Source organism: Pseudoselenomonas ruminantium (assembly GCF_900104055.1).
Taxonomy (GTDB): Bacteria; Bacillota; Negativicutes; order Selenomonadales; family Selenomonadaceae; genus Selenomonas_A; species Selenomonas_A ruminantium_C.
In genome coordinates this window covers 38,873-57,733 of the sequence record NZ_FNJQ01000017.1, presented here as the reverse complement: position 1 = coordinate 57,733, position 18,861 = coordinate 38,873, and the positions used below count along the sequence as shown (strand labels likewise).

Sequence of the window (18,861 nt, the reverse complement as noted above, 5' to 3'; positions counted from 1 at the left end):
TAAAACTCCTTATGCAATTACAGTCAATAAGTTTGCTTCCTCTTTCACATCTTTTTCATCGGTCAGTACCACATCCATATACTGTGCATGGTTGGTGACAATCACCGGCGTGATGGTGCTGAAACCGGCGGCGGCGATTTTCTCCCTGTCAAATTCAATCAGGGTGTCGCCCGCTTTGACATGGTCGCCCTGCTTGACTTTGGTGGTGAAATACTTGCCTTCGAGTTTCACTGTGTCCATACCGATATGAATGAGCAGTTCTGCGCCCTTGTCCGTGACGAGGCCAATAGCATGCCCCGTGGGGAACAGCGTCATCACCGTGCAGTCAGCCGGTGCCACCACTTTGCCGTCGCTGGGTTCAATGGCAATGCCCTTGCCCAACACGCCCATAGCGAACGCTTCATCGGGAACATCTTCGAGTGCTACGATCTTACCAGCCAACGGAGCTTTGATGATTTCCCGCTCAGTCGTGCCATCTGCTTTTTCTGCCACTACCGTCAGTTTTTCTGCCGGAACCGCATCACGATACATCACTGCCGTTACGGCCAGACCAAATACAAAGGATACTGCAGAAGCAATCATGCCACCATACATGCCAGCCAGATCGCCCGTTTTCGGATCGATGAAGGTCGGATAACCGAAGATGCCCAGGCCGCCGAACATATAGAGGTTAACGGACAGCAGAGCCATCAACGCGCCGCCGATTGCACCGCCGATGCAGGAGATGATGAAATATTTCTTGCGGGGCAGAGTGATACCATAGATGCAGGGTTCCGTCACACCGAAGATACCCGAAATGAATGCCGGCAGGGAAATGCTCTTGAGCTTTTTATCCTTCGTGCGCAGGAAGATACCGAGCACAACACCGATCTGGGCAAAGGAGCAGCCGAAATAGGTAACAACCAGCGGATCATACCCATAGACCGTGATGTTGTTGATCATGATGGGCACCAGTCCCCAATGCAGGCCAAACATCACGAATACCTGCCAGAACGCACCGATAAAGAGACCGGCCACCACCGGACTCACATTGTAGATGGCCATAGCCGCAGCGCCAACGAGCTGGCCTGCCCAGGTTGCCACCGGGCCAATCGCCATGAAAGTCAGCGGTACGACAATCAATATCGTGAAGAACGGCGTCAGGAAGCTCTTGAGCATGGTGGGCACCGATTTAGCCACCAGCCGTTCGACTTTGGCACCGAACCAGACTGCCACAATGATGGGAATAACGCTGGAAGCGTAGTTCATCAGAATGACCGGCAGCCCCAGAAGCTCCATATGGATTGCCGATTCAAACAGCGTGCCCTCGAAGAGTTTATAGAGCGTCTCACCTTTCATAATGGCCGAAACCGTGGGATAAACCAAAGCGGCACCGATAGCCATACCCGTGAACTCATTCATCTTGAATTTGCGGGCAGCCGTGAGGCCGAGGAAAATCGGCAGGAAATAGAAGAACATGTCTCCTAAGATATTGAGCATCTGCGCCGTGCCGCTGGCCTTATCCACCAGCCCCATGGCCATGAACAGCGCCGAAAAGCCCTTGATCATCCCCGTAGCCACGAGAACACTCAGCACTGGCTGGAACACACCGGAGATCAAGTCAATGAAGCGATCCAGAGGACTGAGGTCTTTATCCTCTTCCTCTTCGCCGCCTTTTGGCGCATTGCCGGTGATATTCGTCACCTCCAGCACCGTATCATAGACATCGGCCACTTCATTGCCGATGACTACCTGATACTGGCCTCCGCTCTGGATGACCGTCACTACGCCGTCACGATCCTTGAGATAATCGGTATCTGCCTTGGACTCATCCTTCAGCTTGAACCGCAGCCGCGTGATACAGTGGGCAAGACTTATCACATTTTCCTCGCCGCCCACATGCCGGACAATATCCTTTGCCAGCTCTTCATACTTCTTCATCATAAATCCCTCCAAAATTAAATAACTTTGAAGGTTTGGCCAACCTAATGTAACCATCCTAAACATACAAAAAAAGCGTGGATCAACCCAGAGGCGAACTTCGCCTGCAAGGTTTGGCCGCATCTTGCGTAACCATCCCGCTTCGTACAAGATAAATGATAACAAATCAATAATAAATTGTCAAGAAAAAAATCCCGTAAAATTCCCCCTTGCGTTATCGCCTGCACTGTGTTACACTTTGAGTAATTCAATTGCACAGATACAAAGGAGTTTGAACGTTATGAACTTCGCAGAAAAATTGCGGCAGCTGCGCCACCAGAAAGGATTGAGCCAGGAAGCCGTGGCCAAGGCCATTGGTGTTACCCGCCGCACCTATATTTCCTACGAGCTGGACGGCCGCTATCCCAAAACCCGCGAACGCTATGCAAAACTGGCCGAGGTCTTCGAAGTAGATACCAACTACCTCTTCACCGAGAACGAAGCCTTCGTCAGTCAGGCCGGTGCTCAATATGGCAGCCGCGGTCTGCAACAGGCCAATGCGCTGGTCAGCGAACTTTCCGGACTCTTCGCCGGCGGCGAGCTCAGCGAGGAAGACCGTGACGCCGTGATGCAGTCCCTGCAGGAAGCCTATTGGCTGGCCAAAAAGGAAAACCGGAAGTACCGAAAAAAGTCTAAGGAGTGAGCCCCATGGATTCCGAACAGTGCCATAAGCGCGCCCGGGAAATCATCCGGCAGGTCGGCCGCCGGGATATGAAACGGGTGGCACAGGAACTGAATATCAAGGTTCTCTACAACGAAAACTTCACGAAGCTATTGGGCATGTACTTCTATCAATGGCGCAACCGCTTCATCTTCCTCAATGCCAATCTCGATGATATCTGGCAGAACATGGTGCTGGCCCACGAGATTGGCCATGACCAACTGCACCGAGAGCTGGCCAAACAGACACAGCTGCAGGAATTCGAGCTCTTCCGCCTGAACAGCCGCACCGAATACGAGGCCAACGCCTTCGCCGCCCACCTGCTGATGGATACGGACACGGTTTACGCCGAGCTCAAAGACGGCTGCGACGAATTCACCCTGGCCCAGAAGATGAACTGCAATATCAACCTGGCTTTGGTCAAGCTGCAGGAAATGGCCAAACTCGGCTACGACATCCGCCCCAGCGAAGCCATCGACAGCCAGTTCTTCAAAAAGATACGGATTTAAATTGGAGGTATGAATATGCTGAACACCATCATCCACTATGAAGTCATCATGAATATCGCCCTGATCGTTCTGGTCATCTGCCTGGCCACCTATACATTCGCCCAGGATATGCGCCTGAGAAAATACAAACTCCAGCTGGCCGACCTGCAGTCCGGCACTCAGTGGAACCAACACAAACAAAGCAAAGTCCCCACATTAGACAGCCGCATAGCTGCCTGATGTTACCCCTTATAAAGAACGGGTTGACCGGTCAGATGACTGGTCAACCCGTTTTCTATAAGGTCATCATTTTCCCAATAGAAAAATTCATCTTTTCGCTTCTTAAATATTCTGTATGGAGTATTAGTTTTATCATAAATTAATTAATTTTTAATCAAAGTTATCTAAAATAGATATAGTGCATATTCCAGATTCCATAAACCAGCGAGGAGACTTCATCTTATGACCAGAACAATAAAAGGAATACTGAAATTCTTACTCCCTGAATATCAAATCATAGCAACAATCAATGAACGAGGCTTCATTGCCAGAACACCAGCGAATCCCTCTATACTCCAATCCCCAATACAAAACCATAACGTCGGCATGATACAGCAGCAAACCGCCCCGACCATATCCACTGCCCAGCCTCAGCCCGGCACGCCATCTTCCCCCGCTTCTCCGCCGGCTTCACTCCCGGAACCACAAAATATCACGACAGACAGCAATGCATTCACGAACCTGGCCACTTCCCTGAAAAAATACTGGGTTGGTTCGGAACGGGATCTGGATGCCATCTGCAAGGCATTCCAGCGGCCATATGTCAAAGGCTTTGACAATAAGATACCTAAAAATGGAATATTGCTGATTGGCGAAAACAGCCGTGGCAAAACGTATGCAGTCAAATGTATCAGTGAGCTCCTGAGGCAGAAAAAGACCTTTCGCTATGCTGATGTATCAATCCTTGATTTCAACGATTACGCTGCGGATACCACCAACGGACTATTCCTAAGCGATCTATATAAAGCACTGAATGAGACTAGCGAAGCAATCGTATTCGAGAATGTCGAAAAGGCCTCTATGCCCCAGCTTGACATCATCTATCAGCTTTTGACTGAAGGAACATACAAATTATCCCAACGCTACATGATGAATAATGGCAGCCTGATTCAAGCGACAGGCACGCTGAACACGGGACTGATTTCGAACTTAGGTGCCAATGGCAAGTTCTTCGTTTTCACTACGACGGTCTCCCAGGCAAAGATTCTGTCATTTCTAGGCAATAAGATTGTGAAAGAACTGGGCGATATCATCGTGCTGGACCCCATCATGGACGAGCAAATCCGAAACCTTACCTATACGCTCTGCCTCAACATGGCGAATAAATGCCGCGACCACCTGCATATCATCCTTGACTTCGACGAAACGCTCATCGATGAACTGGGCACCCACTATCGCAGCAATCAAGGCATAAGGGCTTTAGCCAATCACATAGATGACCAGCTGTATGATCCTTTGACCGAGATGAAACTGCAGAAGAAAATAGGCGATAACGAAAAGCTGCAGTTATCCTACGACAATGGGTATTGCATCGTAACGGAAAACCACGAAGTCATACATACCTCTGTCTACCAAAAAGATTTCAACAGCATGGAACTGGAAGATGTCCGCCAGGAACTGGCGCAGGTGATTGGCCTTGCCCAAGTGAAGGAATATGTCCTAAGCCTGGAAAACAACCTGAAAGTCCAGCAGCTGCGGGCTGGAAAAGGCCTGAAAAGCACCAATCTTTCCATGCATATGATTTTTGCCGGCAATCCCGGCACAGGCAAAACCACCATAGCCAGGATCGTCGCCAAGTACCTGAAAGCGATTGGCGTCCTTTCCTCCGGTCATCTATGCGAAGTGACAAGAGCCGATCTGGTGGGCCAATATGCCGGGCACACCGCAGTCAAAACCACAGATGTGATAAAAAGTGCTCTTGGCGGCGTACTTTTTATCGATGAGGCCTATTCACTCCACAGAGGTCAGGGAGATGTCTTTGGCATAGAGGCTATCGATGCCCTCGTGAAGGGAATGGAAGACCATCGGGATGATCTGGTGGTAATCCTTGCTGGCTATGAACAGGAAATGCAGGATTTCCTCAAAGCCAACAGCGGTTTGCAGTCCAGATTCCCCAACGTTGTTCATTTTGCAGATTATACCATCGAGGAAATGTGCCAGATTGCCGATGTCACCGCCAAGGCGAAAGGCTATAAGATATCTGATCTTTGCGCGGAAGGGCTGCGTCAAACCTTTGAGAAACATCAGATCAAAGGAAAAAATGACAGTGGCAATGGGCGTTTGGCACGAAACCTGATCGAAGATGCAATCTTAAAGCAATCCCAAAGGATCATCCAAAATCCGGAAGACAATATGGAATTACTGATTCCAGCCGATTTTGGCTTTACGGAACAAAGAGAATTTGACCTCGAAAAAAGTCTTGCCAAAGTAATCGGCATGGAAAAAGTCAAGAAATACATCCGCAGCCTCAATGCCCGTATCAAGGTACAAAACATGCGAAAGCATGCCGGCCTGAAGACCGATAACACCCAAACCCTGCATATGATCTTTGCCGGCAATCCCGGTACAGGCAAAACCATGATGGCCAGAACCGTTGCGAATGTACTGTATAACTTGAATGTCATCCCCTCCAACAAACTGATTGAGACGGACCGATCAGGACTTGTCGCCGGCTATGTGGGCCAGACGGCCATAAAGACGCGCAATGTGATTGAATCAGCCTTAGGCGGTGTACTATTTATAGATGAGGCTTATTCGCTGGCTCAAGGCGGTAAAAATGATTTTGGCCAGGAAGCTATCGACACCCTTGTCAAAATGATGGACGACAATCGCGATCAGCTTGTCGTAATTCTGGCCGGATACAACGAGGATATGCATAACTTCCTTAACAGGAATGCCGGCCTGCAGTCCAGATTTGCCAATATCATTGAATTTCCGGACTACACCACCGATGAGCTCATGAAGATTGCCGAGAATATGTATGCCGATAATGGATATGTATTGGATGCGGACAGCAAGACCATGCTAAGAGAAAAATTTGCCGAGGCGCGCTTGCAGGAAAAATTCGGCAATGGCCGCTATGTCCGGAATGTCTTTGAAAAATCCATCAATAACCAGGCACTGCGCTTAAGCGGTACAGATACCATTTCCAAGGACGCATTGCTTACCATCACCAAAAGCGATATACAGGAGGTTTGAGGATATGAGCGATAAGATTGCCAACATCATTGCGGCACTATGGTTTTTCGGGGTATTGATCTGGGCGCTCTTGTTTGGCGTATTTGCCTTGATTATGATTCCTTTCTCCGATATAGCAGGGATGATCAATAGCGGCTATTCCCGCTCAACTGAAGGCCTGATTTTTTGCTTTCTATTGGGAATCATTTTCTCCCTAACCGGGTTGGTTCCTGTACTCAGAAAAGCATACTATAAATTACCCTGGCTATATCCTTTCACCATGATGCTGTTCATGGATCTTTTCATTTTATCCATTGCAGAAATGATATTAGCCAAAGGATTTGCCATAGACAGTAGATTTCATCATGTAATGGCAATCATTGTTATGTCCATACAAATCATTGCCTGCCGCATTGCCATGTCTAAGTATCTGAAAAGATATCCCCTGCTCATCCATAAATATGAACGATTGGAGTAATGGAAAATGGGAAATAATGAATTCAGGAATGATTCCCCAGTTACGTCGAAAAACAACATGGAATATATTCCGGACATACAACAGGATATATCACCACATCGTGCTAAGAATACGCCCCCTTTTACCCAGCGCATAAAAAAAGGATCCGGTATCCTTTTGCTGGCCAGTATAATGGCACTCGCTATCGGTATGATGTGTCATACCGGCACTTCAGTCAATACCAGCGATGATGCCCAGTCAGCCATAGAAACACATGTTTCCACTACACTCCCTATCGGCGCCAGACTGTTGGAGAAAGATGACCACTACGTTGGCGGTGATATGACCATTACCCATACCTCTCCCGAAAAAAAGACCAAGATGTATATTTGGGATTATGCCGCAGAGGATGGGGATTATGTACAGGTATACATCGATGGAAAGCCGTTAGGCAGCCCCTTTATGATAAAAAATAAACCCGAAGTCTTTAATGTACCAGCTACAGGAGAAGTCCAGGTAGTCGGTACCAGAGATGGCGGCGGCGGCATAACCTATGCTGTTCGTTACGAATTGAACCATGAAACTTATTTCAATGGCATGGAGCAGGGTGGCAATAATGTATACACCTTGGTGCGAGAATAACTCTGCCAGCAGATACAAAAACTGACCGGTCAAATGACCGGTCAGTTCTTGTATACTGTTACTTCCGCTTCTGCTCTGCCATCCACTGGAAGAGTTTTACGGTCTTGCCGTCAATCGTGTCTTCGCAAGCATCATTGTAGACATAGATCCAGGACCAGTGCCCCATGTATTCGTAGGGCGTGCCGTCGGCTTTCTTGTACTTGCCGGTGGTATCCACAACCTTGTCAAAGAAGCTGAAGTGCACATCGGCACCGGCTTTTTTGAGGCGTTCTACCGTCGGCACAGCATAATCCTTGGGCGGCAGTACAGTATCAGTCTTGGCTGCCGTGAACCAGATTGGCGTCTTGGCGATATTGGCCAGATCCTTCTTGCTGATCATGCTGTCCTTGAGACCTTCGCAGGTGGGGAAAGCCGCGGCGAAGTAGCCGGGGTTATCCCGCACGAGCAGCATGGTCATATAGCCGCCGTTGGAGTCGCCGCCCACGTAGATGCGGTTTTCATCCACATTGGGATGCTCAGCCACATAAGCTTTGATAAATCCCATCAAAGATTCACTATAGATGGACGTACCATCGGCAAAGTCCTTATAGCCATGCATCCAGTAGGTTCTGGCCTGCGGAGCCAGCACATAGGCTCCGCCGAAATACTTCTGTACGGATTCATCGGCAAACTGCGTAGCCTTGTTGCCCATGATTGGCAGGGAGGGGCTGTTGCCCCCCTCGCCCATACCGTGCAGCCAGATGATCAGAGGTTTCTTTTCATCCTTGCTCGCAAGTTTCGGCTCATAGCTGGCATAGGGGAAGGAATGGCGACCGAGGATCTTATGGTTGAATTTGAATTTGTCGCCCTGCGGACGGATATTGCCCTGATTGTTATCCACCACGAGTTTCTGGCCATCCGTGATGGTATAGTGCGGCGTCACCCAGTTGTTCAGCATGGTATGCAGGTCGAAGTTCAAGGCTGCGCCCAAAGTATCCGTGGGACTCACGGCCATTTCCAGTGTCACATATTCACCACTGTCCACGGGATTGCCGTTGGCATCGGAAACATAGGCCTTCGTTACCTGACGGTCCCCTTCAATATCCTTGTTGGAGGTAGATTCAGCGCCCAGGGAGATAAAGGCATCCTTCTTCTCCCGCATGGCTTCGGCGGGCGTAATGGCCCCTTCGGCCAGCTCCCGGCACACATGTACCTTGAAGGTTCCCGTATTCACATCGCTGGCTTTTACCGTGCTGCCCAGGTTCACGATAACCTTGGACACGGACGGGCCCCAGTCAAAGGTTTCCGTTACGGTCTTATAGGACGGCTGCTGGGTGGGTACGGCGGCAGAAGCGATATCGCCTGCCGTCAATACACCGGCTAACATTACGCCGCAGAGGCTTAAGCGGACGGCTTGTTTGAGTTTTTTGCTGATCATGAAAAGTCACTCCTTGATATTCTGTTTTTTCCACCTCATCCGCCCCTCTCGGGGCACTGCCCGGGGAGTCCACCGGACTCCCGCAGCTTCGCTGCCCCCTCAAGGGGAAGGTTTTTACTTCTTTAATACAGGGACGGCGTATTTAGCCGTGCGGGCGTCTTTTATCTGTCCCTTCCAGTTGAGGCCGTAGGCGAAGTCGTAGCTATGGCCTTCGCTGTCGGTATAGCATTCCATATCACGCGGGGTGTCTTCGAACTGGCGCTCCACCGTTTCCATATTCTTGGGCTGCTGCATGGGCAGGAGGCCCTGCGGCTCGAACTTGCCCGTGAGAATATCGAAATAAGCGGCATCACTGACGCCATAACCCACGAGAATTGCATCGGAAAGCGGCTCCAATTCGCTGAAGATCATGGGCTTCAGCGCATGCACCATGGTAACCACCGGCATATTCTTACCGGACTTGGCTGCACACTCACGGCCATAGGCAACGCTGTCGAGGTCCGTAGCATTGATGATTCTTGCCGTTTTGCCGAAGTAGCTGCGGTTCTCGCCTTCATCATGGGCAATGGACTGCTTGCGTACTGCGGCAGAGTCTGCCGTATAGGGCTTGTACTGCAGGGACAGGGGGATGAAATTGCCGTTTTCATCACAGCCCAGACCGTCAAACTGATTGCCGGCATTGGTGGGGTTGTCGATGACGGCCAGTACCATATCGGCCTTAGCTGCTTCAGCCAGGGCCAGACGCTCAATATCTGTTACGGCTGCCATGGGCTTGCCGTTGCGGTCTTTAGCCGTCAGCTCTTTGACCTTATCGGTAATTACCGTGAAGTATTCACTGGCGGTCTTGAGGTCAACGGGCAGGGCCCAATGAGCCGGACTATAGGTATGGAACGTCTTGTTTTCCTGCTCAGGACGGTAAATCATCGGGATATAAACCACAGGTTTAGCACTCTGCGCTTCGGCCTTATGGATCACATTGCCCTTGTTCTTCAGCATGACGATGGATGCCAGCTGGGCTTTGTATCCCTCTGCTTTATCATGAGGATTGCCCACTTCCTGCACGGTCTTGGCTACATCCAGATAGGGATTCTCAAACAGGCCAATCTGGAAGATATTGCGCAGCAGGCGCACGGCCGACTGCTGGAAGCGCTTGTCCATATAGTCCTTGCCATGTTCCTTGACGCCCATCTCATAGGCTGCCAGCACCGGTTTGATATCATTGTTGCCGCCGAACTGATCCACGCCGGCCATCAAAGCCTTGTAGTGGCGGATCACTTCCGTATCCTTCTCCACGCCCCAGGCGGTGGAAATGCCCTTGCCGACTTCCTTGGGCACATCATGCGTGACGCACCAGTCGGTACAGATAACGCCGTCATAATGGTATTTGTCGCGAAGCAGGCCAATCTTATAGCGGCTGAAAGCCGAACCCACCTTCTCGCCCAGAGAACCATCATCGCTCCAAGCGATAGAGTAAGAGGACATCACGGCGCTGGGCATCTTCGTCTTGCCCGTAAGCTTCAAGCCGCCGTCCACAAAGGGAATCAGCTGGGTATTGAACTGCCCGCCAGGATAGACGGCGTATTTGCCGTATTTGGAATGAGCCTCGCGGCCGCCTTCACCGACACCGTCACCGGGCCAGTGTTTCATCATGGCGTTGACACTATACTTGCCCCAGCCCATATCCTTGCCCTTCTCGATGGTAGACTGTACGCCATTCATCGTGGCTTTAGCCATATCCCGGGCCAGCGCCGGATCTTCCCCGAAGGTGCCGTAGTAACGCGTCCAGCGCGGATCGGTAGCCAGGTCGATCTGCGGGGACAAGCCCGTGCCGATGCCCAATAGGCGGTATTCCTTGGAGGAAATCTCGCCAAATTCCTTGGCAATGGCCGGATTGAAGGTGGCGGCAATACCTAAGTTGCTAGGCCAGCGGGATACGCCGCCCGTCACATCTTTCAGATACACGCCGTTGCCCCGGGCATCGCTGCGCGGATCGGAGCTGGTGTTGGCCGGAATGGCAAAGGGCAGGCTTTCGGCATAGGCCTGCATGGCATTGTTCCATTTGGCCGTCACTTCGTTGCTGGCCGTACTGTCGGCGTTGAGCACCGTGCGCACATGGTCAGCCGAGAGCATTTTCTTCTGCTCGTCATTAAGTTCTGGCTTCAGATTACGCTGATGCATGCTGTAGAGCATAAGGCCGGCGATATCTTCTGTGCTCAATTGCTTGGCCAAATCCTCCGCCCGCTTCTGCGGCGTCAAGCGCCAATCCTCATAGGCATCCAATTTGCCATTGCGGTTCATATCCTTGAAGACCTTGCCATCTACCTGCAAGAGCTTCACACCGGAATCCGGGCTATAGGCCAGTTCCGCACCCTTCTGCTCGACCAAGGTATAGCCATCCGCCGTGGCTCTTTCTGTGAAATCCGCCGCCTGTACCTGCGTACCCATCAAAGTCAGACCAATTGCTAAAGTCAATGCTTGCTTTTTCATACTCTATGCCCCCTTAGAAGAAGAACTGTGCCTGGAAGCGATAGAGGTCATTACGATCATTGGTATCGATATCACGCTGCCAAGTGTAGAAGGTATCAAGCAGGATATTCTTAGCTGGTACATAGCTGAAGCCCAAGCGGAGGAATTTGCTGTTTATAGAGCACCAATCTGTAACCGTCGGCCAGGAAAGTGCCGGTTCATAACGATAATCCAAAGTAATGCCATAAGTATTGGGCTTATCAAGTTTAGCGCCCTTATAATCAATCTGCAGCCAACGGCCCGGTTTCTTGGTTTTCTTGCCTGCGACCTCAATATTATCCTGATCGCGATGTGCATTACTATTGATAATACCTGCACGAACGCTCCAGTTGTTATCAAATTTATGATGAGCATGCGTGTAATAATAGAACACACGGTGCCTACCATTAGTATCCTGATAACGGCTGGTCATTGGTGAACTCCAAGACGTACCAAAGTTGATATCATTCTTATCGTCAAAAGGATAGAAGAATCGCAGACTGGTAACCTTCTCTTTATTCTTTACGCCATCCCACAAATCCATCTGGCCGCCAGTGAAGAAGGTTTTGAATTTTTTCTTGCCCTGCACCAATTGAATACCAGAGAAATCACAATCGATGTCCATCCCCCAGCCGTAAATATTCCATTCATTCCATTTACCGATTTTTGCATCTAATCCAAGCTTGGGGAATTTACCGGTTACATATCCATCAATAGTTATACCGGTTTCATTTTCACTTGGCGAACGACCATCCCCTCTGCGCAATTCATCAAAACCGCTGAAAGAATTACGGTAGCCAATATCTGCATGCGCAGCCCAGTTATCATTGACCTTATACGTACTGTTGACTGCAATATGCACCATGTTTGCACGAGTTTTTCGATTCAGCTTTTTGCTGCCATCTGCCTGTCTTTCTTCTGTGAGGAAATGGTCATTACGGATACGGGCATAGCCATTAATGGAGAGCTTGTCGGCCAAAGCAGCGGCCTTCTTGAGGCCTGCTTTTTCTTCCTTGGTGAATGTTTCACCTGCCTGCTGATTGTTCAGCTTGTCCATCTGGTTATTGTCCAGATTGTCCAAACGATTGAGCAGGGTGAGTTTTTTGATGTCGTAGTAATACTCATTGTTGAGCTTGTTCAGCGCAGCTTGTTGCACATCCGTCATATTGGCCTGATTCTTCATGGCAGAATCCACGATCATCGCCATTTCCAGACGGCTCAGCACACGGCCTTCGGGAATCGCTACCGCATAATCCGGCACGACCTTGGCCGTAATGAGCTCATTGACCGCGCTGTACGACCAGTCCCCAACCGGCACTTCGGCCAGAAAGCCATTGGCCGCTTCCGCGCTCTGCCCATAGCTCATAACCGCCGCCGTCATCACTGCTGCTGCACCGATTTTACCTACATTCATCCAACTTCTCATGTTCATACCTCCAAAAACTTATAAATGTAAATTCTTGAAGGTTTGGCCAACTTAATGTCACCATCCTAATTTATATGGAAAGGCTTATGCCTGTTCCTGACACTTGCGAATGACTTTCGCCACATGGATCATCAAATAAAACTGTTCTTCGCCGCTGACGGCGTAATGATACTTCTTGGCCAGATAGGCCACAATGCGGTCCACACATTCATGGGCCTGTTTGTATTTCTTCTGGACCATGGCTTCCATCTCTTCATCGATCTCATCGCCATTGTATTTCGCCCCGCTGAACATACGCTGGGCAAAGAATTTCAAGTGGGTTACGAATCTATAGTAAGCCAGGGATTCCTGGTCAAATTCAATCCCGCAGAAACGGCGCACGATATTGGTGATTTCCTCAATCAGGGTGAGGATCTTATCGGCCATCGGCTGTTTCATATCCAGCTGGCCATCGATGATGTGCATAGCGATAAAACCAGCTTCATCCTCGGGAATATCGATATCAAACTGGGCTTCGAGCATCAGCACGGCCTTTTCGGCAATAGCAAATTCCTTGGGATAGAAACGCCGCGTCTCCCAAAGCATCATATTGCGGATATTGATGCCCTCCCGCAGGCGATGAATGGCCATATGTATATGGTCGGTCAGGGAAATATAGACGGTCTCATTGAGCTTGACGCCCAGTTCCTTTTCCGCCATCTCGATGATGGCCGTACTGGAGTCGAGATAATCCACGCGCAGGCCTGCGAGCAGCTCCTTGAACTTTTCGAGCATATCATGGTCACTGAGTTTATAGACCTTGTCAATTTTCTCATTGGGCACATCCTCGCCGCATTTCTTGCCAAAAGCAATCCCGCGCCCCATGGCCACGACTTCGAGCCCTGCCTCATCCTCGGTCACAATTACGTTATTGTTCAAAATCTTTTTAATCTGCACCAGTTACTCCCCCATACCACCTGCTGCCCAAACGGGCAAAATAAAAAGACAAAACACCCTGACAATACACGATTGTCAAGTTTGTCTTGTCTTCCTAACATCTAACATACGAATCCCCTCCAAAACATTCTCTAACTGTCTTGAAGGTTTGGCCAACTCAATGTCACCATCCAAAGCAATATCGAACACTACTAAACTATATGCAATTGTAGCACAACTCTGTTTCAATGTAAAGCACAGAATCATGAAACAACGCCCCAACTTTATGGAACATCATTTTATCTCTCATGCAGGATGTATTCCTCATCTTCGTCGATGATCTGCAGCATCACATCAGCAAACTGAGGATCGAACTGGGTTCCCCGGCCTTTGGCTATCTCGCCGCGCACCACATTCTGGGGAAGCACGCCGCGGTAGCTGCGTTTGGATGTCATGGCGTCGTAGGCATCGGCTACGGCAATCACCCGGGCATAGATGGGAATCCGGGCCCCCGCAAAACCATCGGGGTAGCCTTTGCCATCATAGCGCTCATGATGAGAACGGGCTCCGATGGCCAGTTCCGGGAACTCGGCCACGAGTTCCAGTATCTCTGAACCAATCACCGTATGCTGCTTGATCTTGCTGTACTCTTCATCGGTGAGTCTGGCCGTTTTGTTGATGATAGCTTCCGGGACGCCGATTTTCCCGATATCGTGCAAAAGCCCCATAAAGTAAATCTTGCGTTGCTCCTCCTCAAGCCAACCAAGTTTAAAAGCGATATGGCGGGCATAGCGGGCTACGCGCTGGGAATGACCGCGGGTATAGGCGTCCTTGGCATCGATGGTCTTGGCCAGAGCCATAACCGTCTCTTCGAACAAACGTTCGCTAGATGCCAGTCTGTCCTCAGCCAGTTTCGTCTGGCGATGGACCTCTTTTTTCAAGTTGCGGTGGAGATACTCCATTTCGAGAACCTGCTCCACCTTTTTCACCACGATAATCGGCACAAAGGGCTTGCGAATGATATCAAAGCCGCCAGCCATGGCCACGGCAGCTTCTGCCTTCTGGCTATGCTCGTGGGTGGTGATGATAATGGGCAGTTCCTTGAAGCGCGGCTCAAGATTCAGGCGCCGCAAAACTTCAAAACCATCCATATCCGGCAATTTCGAAGCCAGAAGCATCAAATCCACATGATGCTGAACCACAAAAGTCAGTGCTTCCATGCCAGATTTGGCTTCCTCCAGCTGCACCCGGGGATCTAAAATCTGATGCAGCTTCTGACGGTCGCTCGCGCTTCCGTCTACCACCAGCACGGTGGTTTGCCTCATTTGGGAAATTTGCATACACACACTCGTTTCTTGCCTAAAATAATTCTAGAGATATTTTGCCCTATTTCCCTCAAAAAATCAAGAGGCTAGGAAAGGACATATGTCTTTTTCCAGCCTCTTTACCAAAATATTTATCGCAGGATACCAATGAGCACATCGGAAACCACTTTTCCCCAGTCGATGCCATCGTCGCTGCGGCGGGGCGAACGGTGTTCCTCTTCGCGGGGCGGGTACGCATGACGCTTGGCTCTGAGCATCGCCGCCTCGATATCACTGTCGCTATGGCCGCAGTCATCCCAGGCCTGCTTGAGTTCCACATAGGCGCGTTCCCACTGTTCTCGGTCAGAGTAGATCAGACCTTGGTAGTAATTGGCCCGCCAGATGGGATAGATCTTGTTATTATGCGGCGTGGCCTCAGCCCGGTCAAAATCTTCGAGCGCCTTACCATCCATATTCCGTTCATAGTAAGCCCGTCCCCGGAGATAATAGGCGTACGCCAACGGGCTGTCCGTCACCTTCACATCGCTGATCACCCGGTTGAGTTCCACGATAGCGTTCCACTGATCTCCCTGCTGGATCATCGTCGCACAACGGTCAAAAGTCGCCTGCAGGGAATACTGGCTTTCCAATTCCGTGCCGATTTCTTCCTTTTCCCGGCCTTGAGCTTGCTTATATTTTTCCAGCAGTTCCTCATTCTGCTTCTTCAGGGCATCCCGCTCCTGCTGAAGCTTTTCCAGCTTATCTCGGTTTTCCATCATGGCCTTGAGGTCTATCTTATCCGTGTCCACTTCGCAGGTCAGCGTCACCGTGTACTTCCAGATCCCTGCCGAAAGTTCCGGCACAGCCTGTTCATGGAGCACCTTCAGTACCGCTCCGGAAATCACCCGCACATCATCGGCCGTAAGTTCCATATTCTGAGTACGGGAATAGCTTTCCACATATACTCCCGCTTTCTCCACCGCCACCCGCATCGCTTCCTGACGGGCTGCATCCTTGGCAATCTTCGGTGAATCGTTATCCCCCATCACATAAGCACCGCTGGCGGTAATAGTCTGGGGCGCGGCCAGGCACATGCCCGCCGAAAAGCAAGAAATGAGCAGCATCAACATCACGATTATCTTTCGCATAACCTTCACACCTTCCCCTTTTATTTTCTATTACTTATATCGAATATTATAGCACTTATCTTAAAGGAATTTGTTGACTTTGTCATTAAAATTCGATTAAAAAATCAGCCGCCCGAGAGCAGGCGGCTGATGGTCAGTCATTATAGGTAGGAATCGGTTTTTTCTTCAATTTGTTCGTGATCCAGGCAAAATGCATCTGCAGATACCGACCGACCTGTTCGCCAATGTATTTCTTGCCGTAATAATCCGGATGCAGGCCGTCAGTCGTGTAACTCGTACGCAGATTGCCCAGGCTGTCAGTAAGTGCCGTGGACACATCCAGATGATACTGCTGCTTCATGATCCAACTGTTGATATACTGCTGATGCATCTGCCAGTCATAGGGCGGCTGTTCGATATGCGCCCGGTTCACCATATACGAAGGATTGATGGGCGTGACCGTCAGGAAGACCACGATGATGCCATAGGCATCACACTTTTCCTTGATGGCCTGCAAATTCGCCACGGTATGGGAACCAAAGGTGCCCAGACGGTAATCATTGACACCGCCCATGACAACCAGCACCCGCGGCGAAGCTGGCAGCACGTCCCGTTCAAAACGCTCCAGCATGGCTGCCGTGGTGTTCCCGCTATAGCCCAGATTCTTCACGGGGACCTGGCTGTAGGACTCCCAATCGTAGAGAAGATAGCCCGGCGATACGGACATGGCTCCGCCGCCATGGGTGATGCTGTCGCCTAACGCAGCAATGGGCGTTGCTTCACCGCCGACGGTAAAGTAACTTTTCTCCGACCAGCCGCTGAGCGGGCTGCCATCACTGTTCAGGGAACGCACACGCCAATAGTATTTCCCCGGCGTATGATAACCGCCATCCTCATAAACATCGTATTCGCCCCCCTGCAGCGTACGAATCAGCTGATCTCCTTCAGCCGTTACCTTGTAGACCTGTACTTCATGCTGCTTGGCCCGCCCGTAGGGAATCCAGGAGAATACCGGATAAAGAGGCATATAGTCCATGCGCTCAAACTGCGTGGTGGGACGCGGTGCCGTCACATTGAGTTTCCCGCCATCGGTGATGGCGCGCGGCTTGGTGAAATGCCAGTTGCCCACCGGCCGTCCATTGTAATCCAGCGGACAAATCTTCCAATAGAAACCGTTGGCCTCGGGCCCAAAACCGCTCAGATCCACCGTCAGGCCATTGGTGTAGACCTGCTCATAGGTCAGGACGATGTTTTCCGGCGTATCCTCGGCGGATTTCAGGATTACCACCTGATAGCGCACGGCACTGGGAATTTCCTTCCACATCAGCTGCACATTCTTTAACTTTGTCATAGGCTGACCTTCATTCTTCTGCACAACAGGCGCTGCCTGCACCTTCGTCACCTGCGGAGCTGTCTTTTCCGTATGCACGGCCGTCTGGCCAAAATTGATGCGCACACCATCGCTGGCACTCTCCGCCGCCTGCACGCCGCTCATATTCAGCGTAAAGCCCATAGCCAGCGCAATGATGCCTGCCCACAGGGCGCTTTTCCTTCTCTTCAAGATATAAAACTCCATTCCTGAGGTTATTTTTAAACAACGCCCCTATTATATCATCATCAGCGAAAAAAATCACCATCCGGAAAAATTTTCAGGCTGCCGGACCAAAGCCAGCAGCCTGAAAAATCACATCTTATGTACTTCCTGATTGCTTCCCGTGGTTTCCCTCACCACCAGGGTATTATCCAGCACGATCCGCCGGTTCTTGCCGCCGCGGATCTGCTCCAAAAGCAATTGCGCGGCACTCTGCCCCAGCTGGAACATGTTCTGGTCCATAGTGGTGATCTTCGGCTCCACCAGACGGGACAGGGCGATATTATCGTAACCGATGATCGAGACATTCTGCGGTACGGATAGCCCCAAGCGCTTGCAGGCGTTGAGCGCACCTACGGCCATCAGGTCATTGCAGCAGAACACTGCCGTCGGTTTCAGGTAAGGCAGCTTGAGCTTCAGGGCAGTAAGTGTCAAATCTACCGTTTCCACACTGTTGCCTTCACCGATATTCAGCACATAGTCCTCATTGAACAGAGAACGCTCTTCCATAAACTGGCGGTAGGATTCCTCTTTGATGTCATAGGAATCCGAATTCGCCCCCCGGACAAAGAGGATCTTCTTATGCCCGAGGCCCTCCAGATATTCCAGCGCCTGCAAGGAACCCTGCCGTTCATCATTGCCCACATAGGACACGCCCTTGATGGGATGATAACCGTTGATGAACACCATGGGCACCCGCTCCACGAGGTCTTCATAGAAGCGCTCACTGATATTCTTCGTATTGGGACTGATGACGATGATTCCCGACACATTGCGGGCCACGAGGGCATTGATGCAGTTCATCTCCTGCACCGGATCGTTCTGGGCGCAGTTCAGCAGGAAGGAAAAATGCTCCTTGCGCACGCTTTCCTCAATGCCATCGATAACCTCTGCGAAGAACATGTTGTACAGCCCCGGTACCACCACACCGATGGTGGAAGACTTGCGGGTATTGAGCTCCCGAGCCTGCACGTTGGGCACATAGTTGAGGCTGCTGATGGCCGCCCTGACCTTTTCCTTCGTTTCCGTTTTCACCGGGTAGTTGCCATTCACCACCCGGGACACGGTGGCCACCGAAACTCCGGCAGCCCTGGCCACATCTACGATTGTCGCCTGTTTCTTTTCTTCCATA

General features: G+C 50.6%; 15 protein-coding genes. 6 read left to right on the top strand and 9 right to left on the bottom strand.

Annotated elements, in window-relative coordinates; genetic code table 11:
• Positions 1 to 9: 9 nt before the first annotated feature.
• Complete coding sequence (locus tag BLQ59_RS08380) at positions 10 to 1,923, bottom strand: beta-glucoside-specific PTS transporter subunit IIABC (protein WP_081342515.1); 1,914 nt, start codon at positions 1,921 to 1,923, stop codon at positions 10 to 12.
• 277 nt (positions 1,924 to 2,200) lie between these two features.
• Between BLQ59_RS08380 and BLQ59_RS08375 the strand changes: the two genes are divergently transcribed.
• The 6 genes from BLQ59_RS08375 (at position 2,201) to BLQ59_RS08350 (ending at position 7,444) form a co-directional block, all read left to right on the top strand.
• Positions 2,201 to 2,602 carry a helix-turn-helix transcriptional regulator gene (locus tag BLQ59_RS08375; RefSeq protein WP_074572411.1) on the top strand — a complete coding sequence of 134 codons (402 nt, stop codon included), beginning with the start codon at positions 2,201 to 2,203 and terminating at the stop codon, positions 2,600 to 2,602.
• A 5-nt stretch (positions 2,603 to 2,607) separates the two neighbouring features.
• Positions 2,608 to 3,129, top strand: a complete 522-nt coding sequence (locus tag BLQ59_RS08370; RefSeq protein ID WP_074572410.1) for an ImmA/IrrE family metallo-endopeptidase — start codon at positions 2,608 to 2,610, stop codon at positions 3,127 to 3,129.
• A gap of 15 nt (positions 3,130 to 3,144) precedes the next feature.
• On the top strand, positions 3,145 to 3,348 hold the full coding sequence (locus BLQ59_RS08365; protein WP_074572409.1) for a hypothetical protein: 204 nt from the start codon (positions 3,145 to 3,147) through the stop codon (positions 3,346 to 3,348).
• 366 nt (positions 3,349 to 3,714) lie between these two features.
• Positions 3,715 to 6,366 carry an AAA family ATPase gene (locus BLQ59_RS08360; protein WP_074572408.1) on the top strand — a complete coding sequence of 884 codons (2,652 nt, stop codon included), beginning with the start codon at positions 3,715 to 3,717 and terminating at the stop codon, positions 6,364 to 6,366.
• A gap of 4 nt (positions 6,367 to 6,370) precedes the next feature.
• Positions 6,371 to 6,823 (top strand): hypothetical protein, encoded by a 453-nt coding sequence (locus BLQ59_RS08355; protein ID WP_074572407.1) that lies wholly within the window; start codon positions 6,371 to 6,373, stop codon positions 6,821 to 6,823.
• 171 nt (positions 6,824 to 6,994) lie between these two features.
• Positions 6,995 to 7,444 carry a hypothetical protein gene (locus BLQ59_RS08350; RefSeq protein WP_143005325.1) on the top strand — a complete coding sequence of 150 codons (450 nt, stop codon included), beginning with the start codon at positions 6,995 to 6,997 and terminating at the stop codon, positions 7,442 to 7,444.
• A 58-nt stretch (positions 7,445 to 7,502) separates the two neighbouring features.
• Here BLQ59_RS08350 and BLQ59_RS08345 read toward each other — a convergent pair whose 3' ends face one another.
• The 8 genes from BLQ59_RS08345 to BLQ59_RS08310 all read right to left on the bottom strand — a co-directional run bounded on the left by BLQ59_RS08345 (position 7,503) and on the right by BLQ59_RS08310 (position 18,860).
• Positions 7,503 to 8,861 (bottom strand): prolyl oligopeptidase family serine peptidase, encoded by a 1,359-nt coding sequence (locus tag BLQ59_RS08345; protein WP_081342513.1) that lies wholly within the window; start codon positions 8,859 to 8,861, stop codon positions 7,503 to 7,505.
• Positions 8,862 to 8,975: 114 nt separating this feature from the next.
• Positions 8,976 to 11,348, bottom strand: coding sequence for a glycoside hydrolase family 3 protein (locus tag BLQ59_RS08340; protein WP_074572405.1), 2,373 nt, complete (start codon positions 11,346 to 11,348; stop codon positions 8,976 to 8,978).
• A gap of 13 nt (positions 11,349 to 11,361) precedes the next feature.
• Positions 11,362 to 12,792: a hypothetical protein gene (locus tag BLQ59_RS08335; protein WP_081342512.1), complete on the bottom strand. Its 1,431-nt coding sequence runs from the start codon at positions 12,790 to 12,792 to the stop codon at positions 11,362 to 11,364.
• An 84-nt stretch (positions 12,793 to 12,876) separates the two neighbouring features.
• Positions 12,877 to 13,728 carry a BglG family transcription antiterminator LicT gene (gene licT / locus BLQ59_RS08330; RefSeq protein WP_074572404.1) on the bottom strand — a complete coding sequence of 284 codons (852 nt, stop codon included), beginning with the start codon at positions 13,726 to 13,728 and terminating at the stop codon, positions 12,877 to 12,879.
• A gap of 278 nt (positions 13,729 to 14,006) precedes the next feature.
• A complete protein-coding gene (locus tag BLQ59_RS08325; protein ID WP_256324645.1) occupies positions 14,007 to 15,032 on the bottom strand; it encodes an HD-GYP domain-containing protein in 1,026 nt (341 codons plus the stop codon).
• Between the two features lie 131 nt (positions 15,033 to 15,163).
• Positions 15,164 to 16,159 (bottom strand): hypothetical protein, encoded by a 996-nt coding sequence (locus tag BLQ59_RS08320; RefSeq protein WP_074572402.1) that lies wholly within the window; start codon positions 16,157 to 16,159, stop codon positions 15,164 to 15,166.
• 133 nt (positions 16,160 to 16,292) lie between these two features.
• Positions 16,293 to 17,699, bottom strand: a complete 1,407-nt coding sequence (locus BLQ59_RS08315) for an SGNH/GDSL hydrolase family protein (protein ID WP_256324644.1) — start codon at positions 17,697 to 17,699, stop codon at positions 16,293 to 16,295.
• A gap of 123 nt (positions 17,700 to 17,822) precedes the next feature.
• Positions 17,823 to 18,860, bottom strand: coding sequence for a LacI family DNA-binding transcriptional regulator (locus BLQ59_RS08310; RefSeq protein WP_074572400.1), 1,038 nt, complete (start codon positions 18,858 to 18,860; stop codon positions 17,823 to 17,825).
• Between the last annotated feature and the right edge of the window lies 1 nt (position 18,861).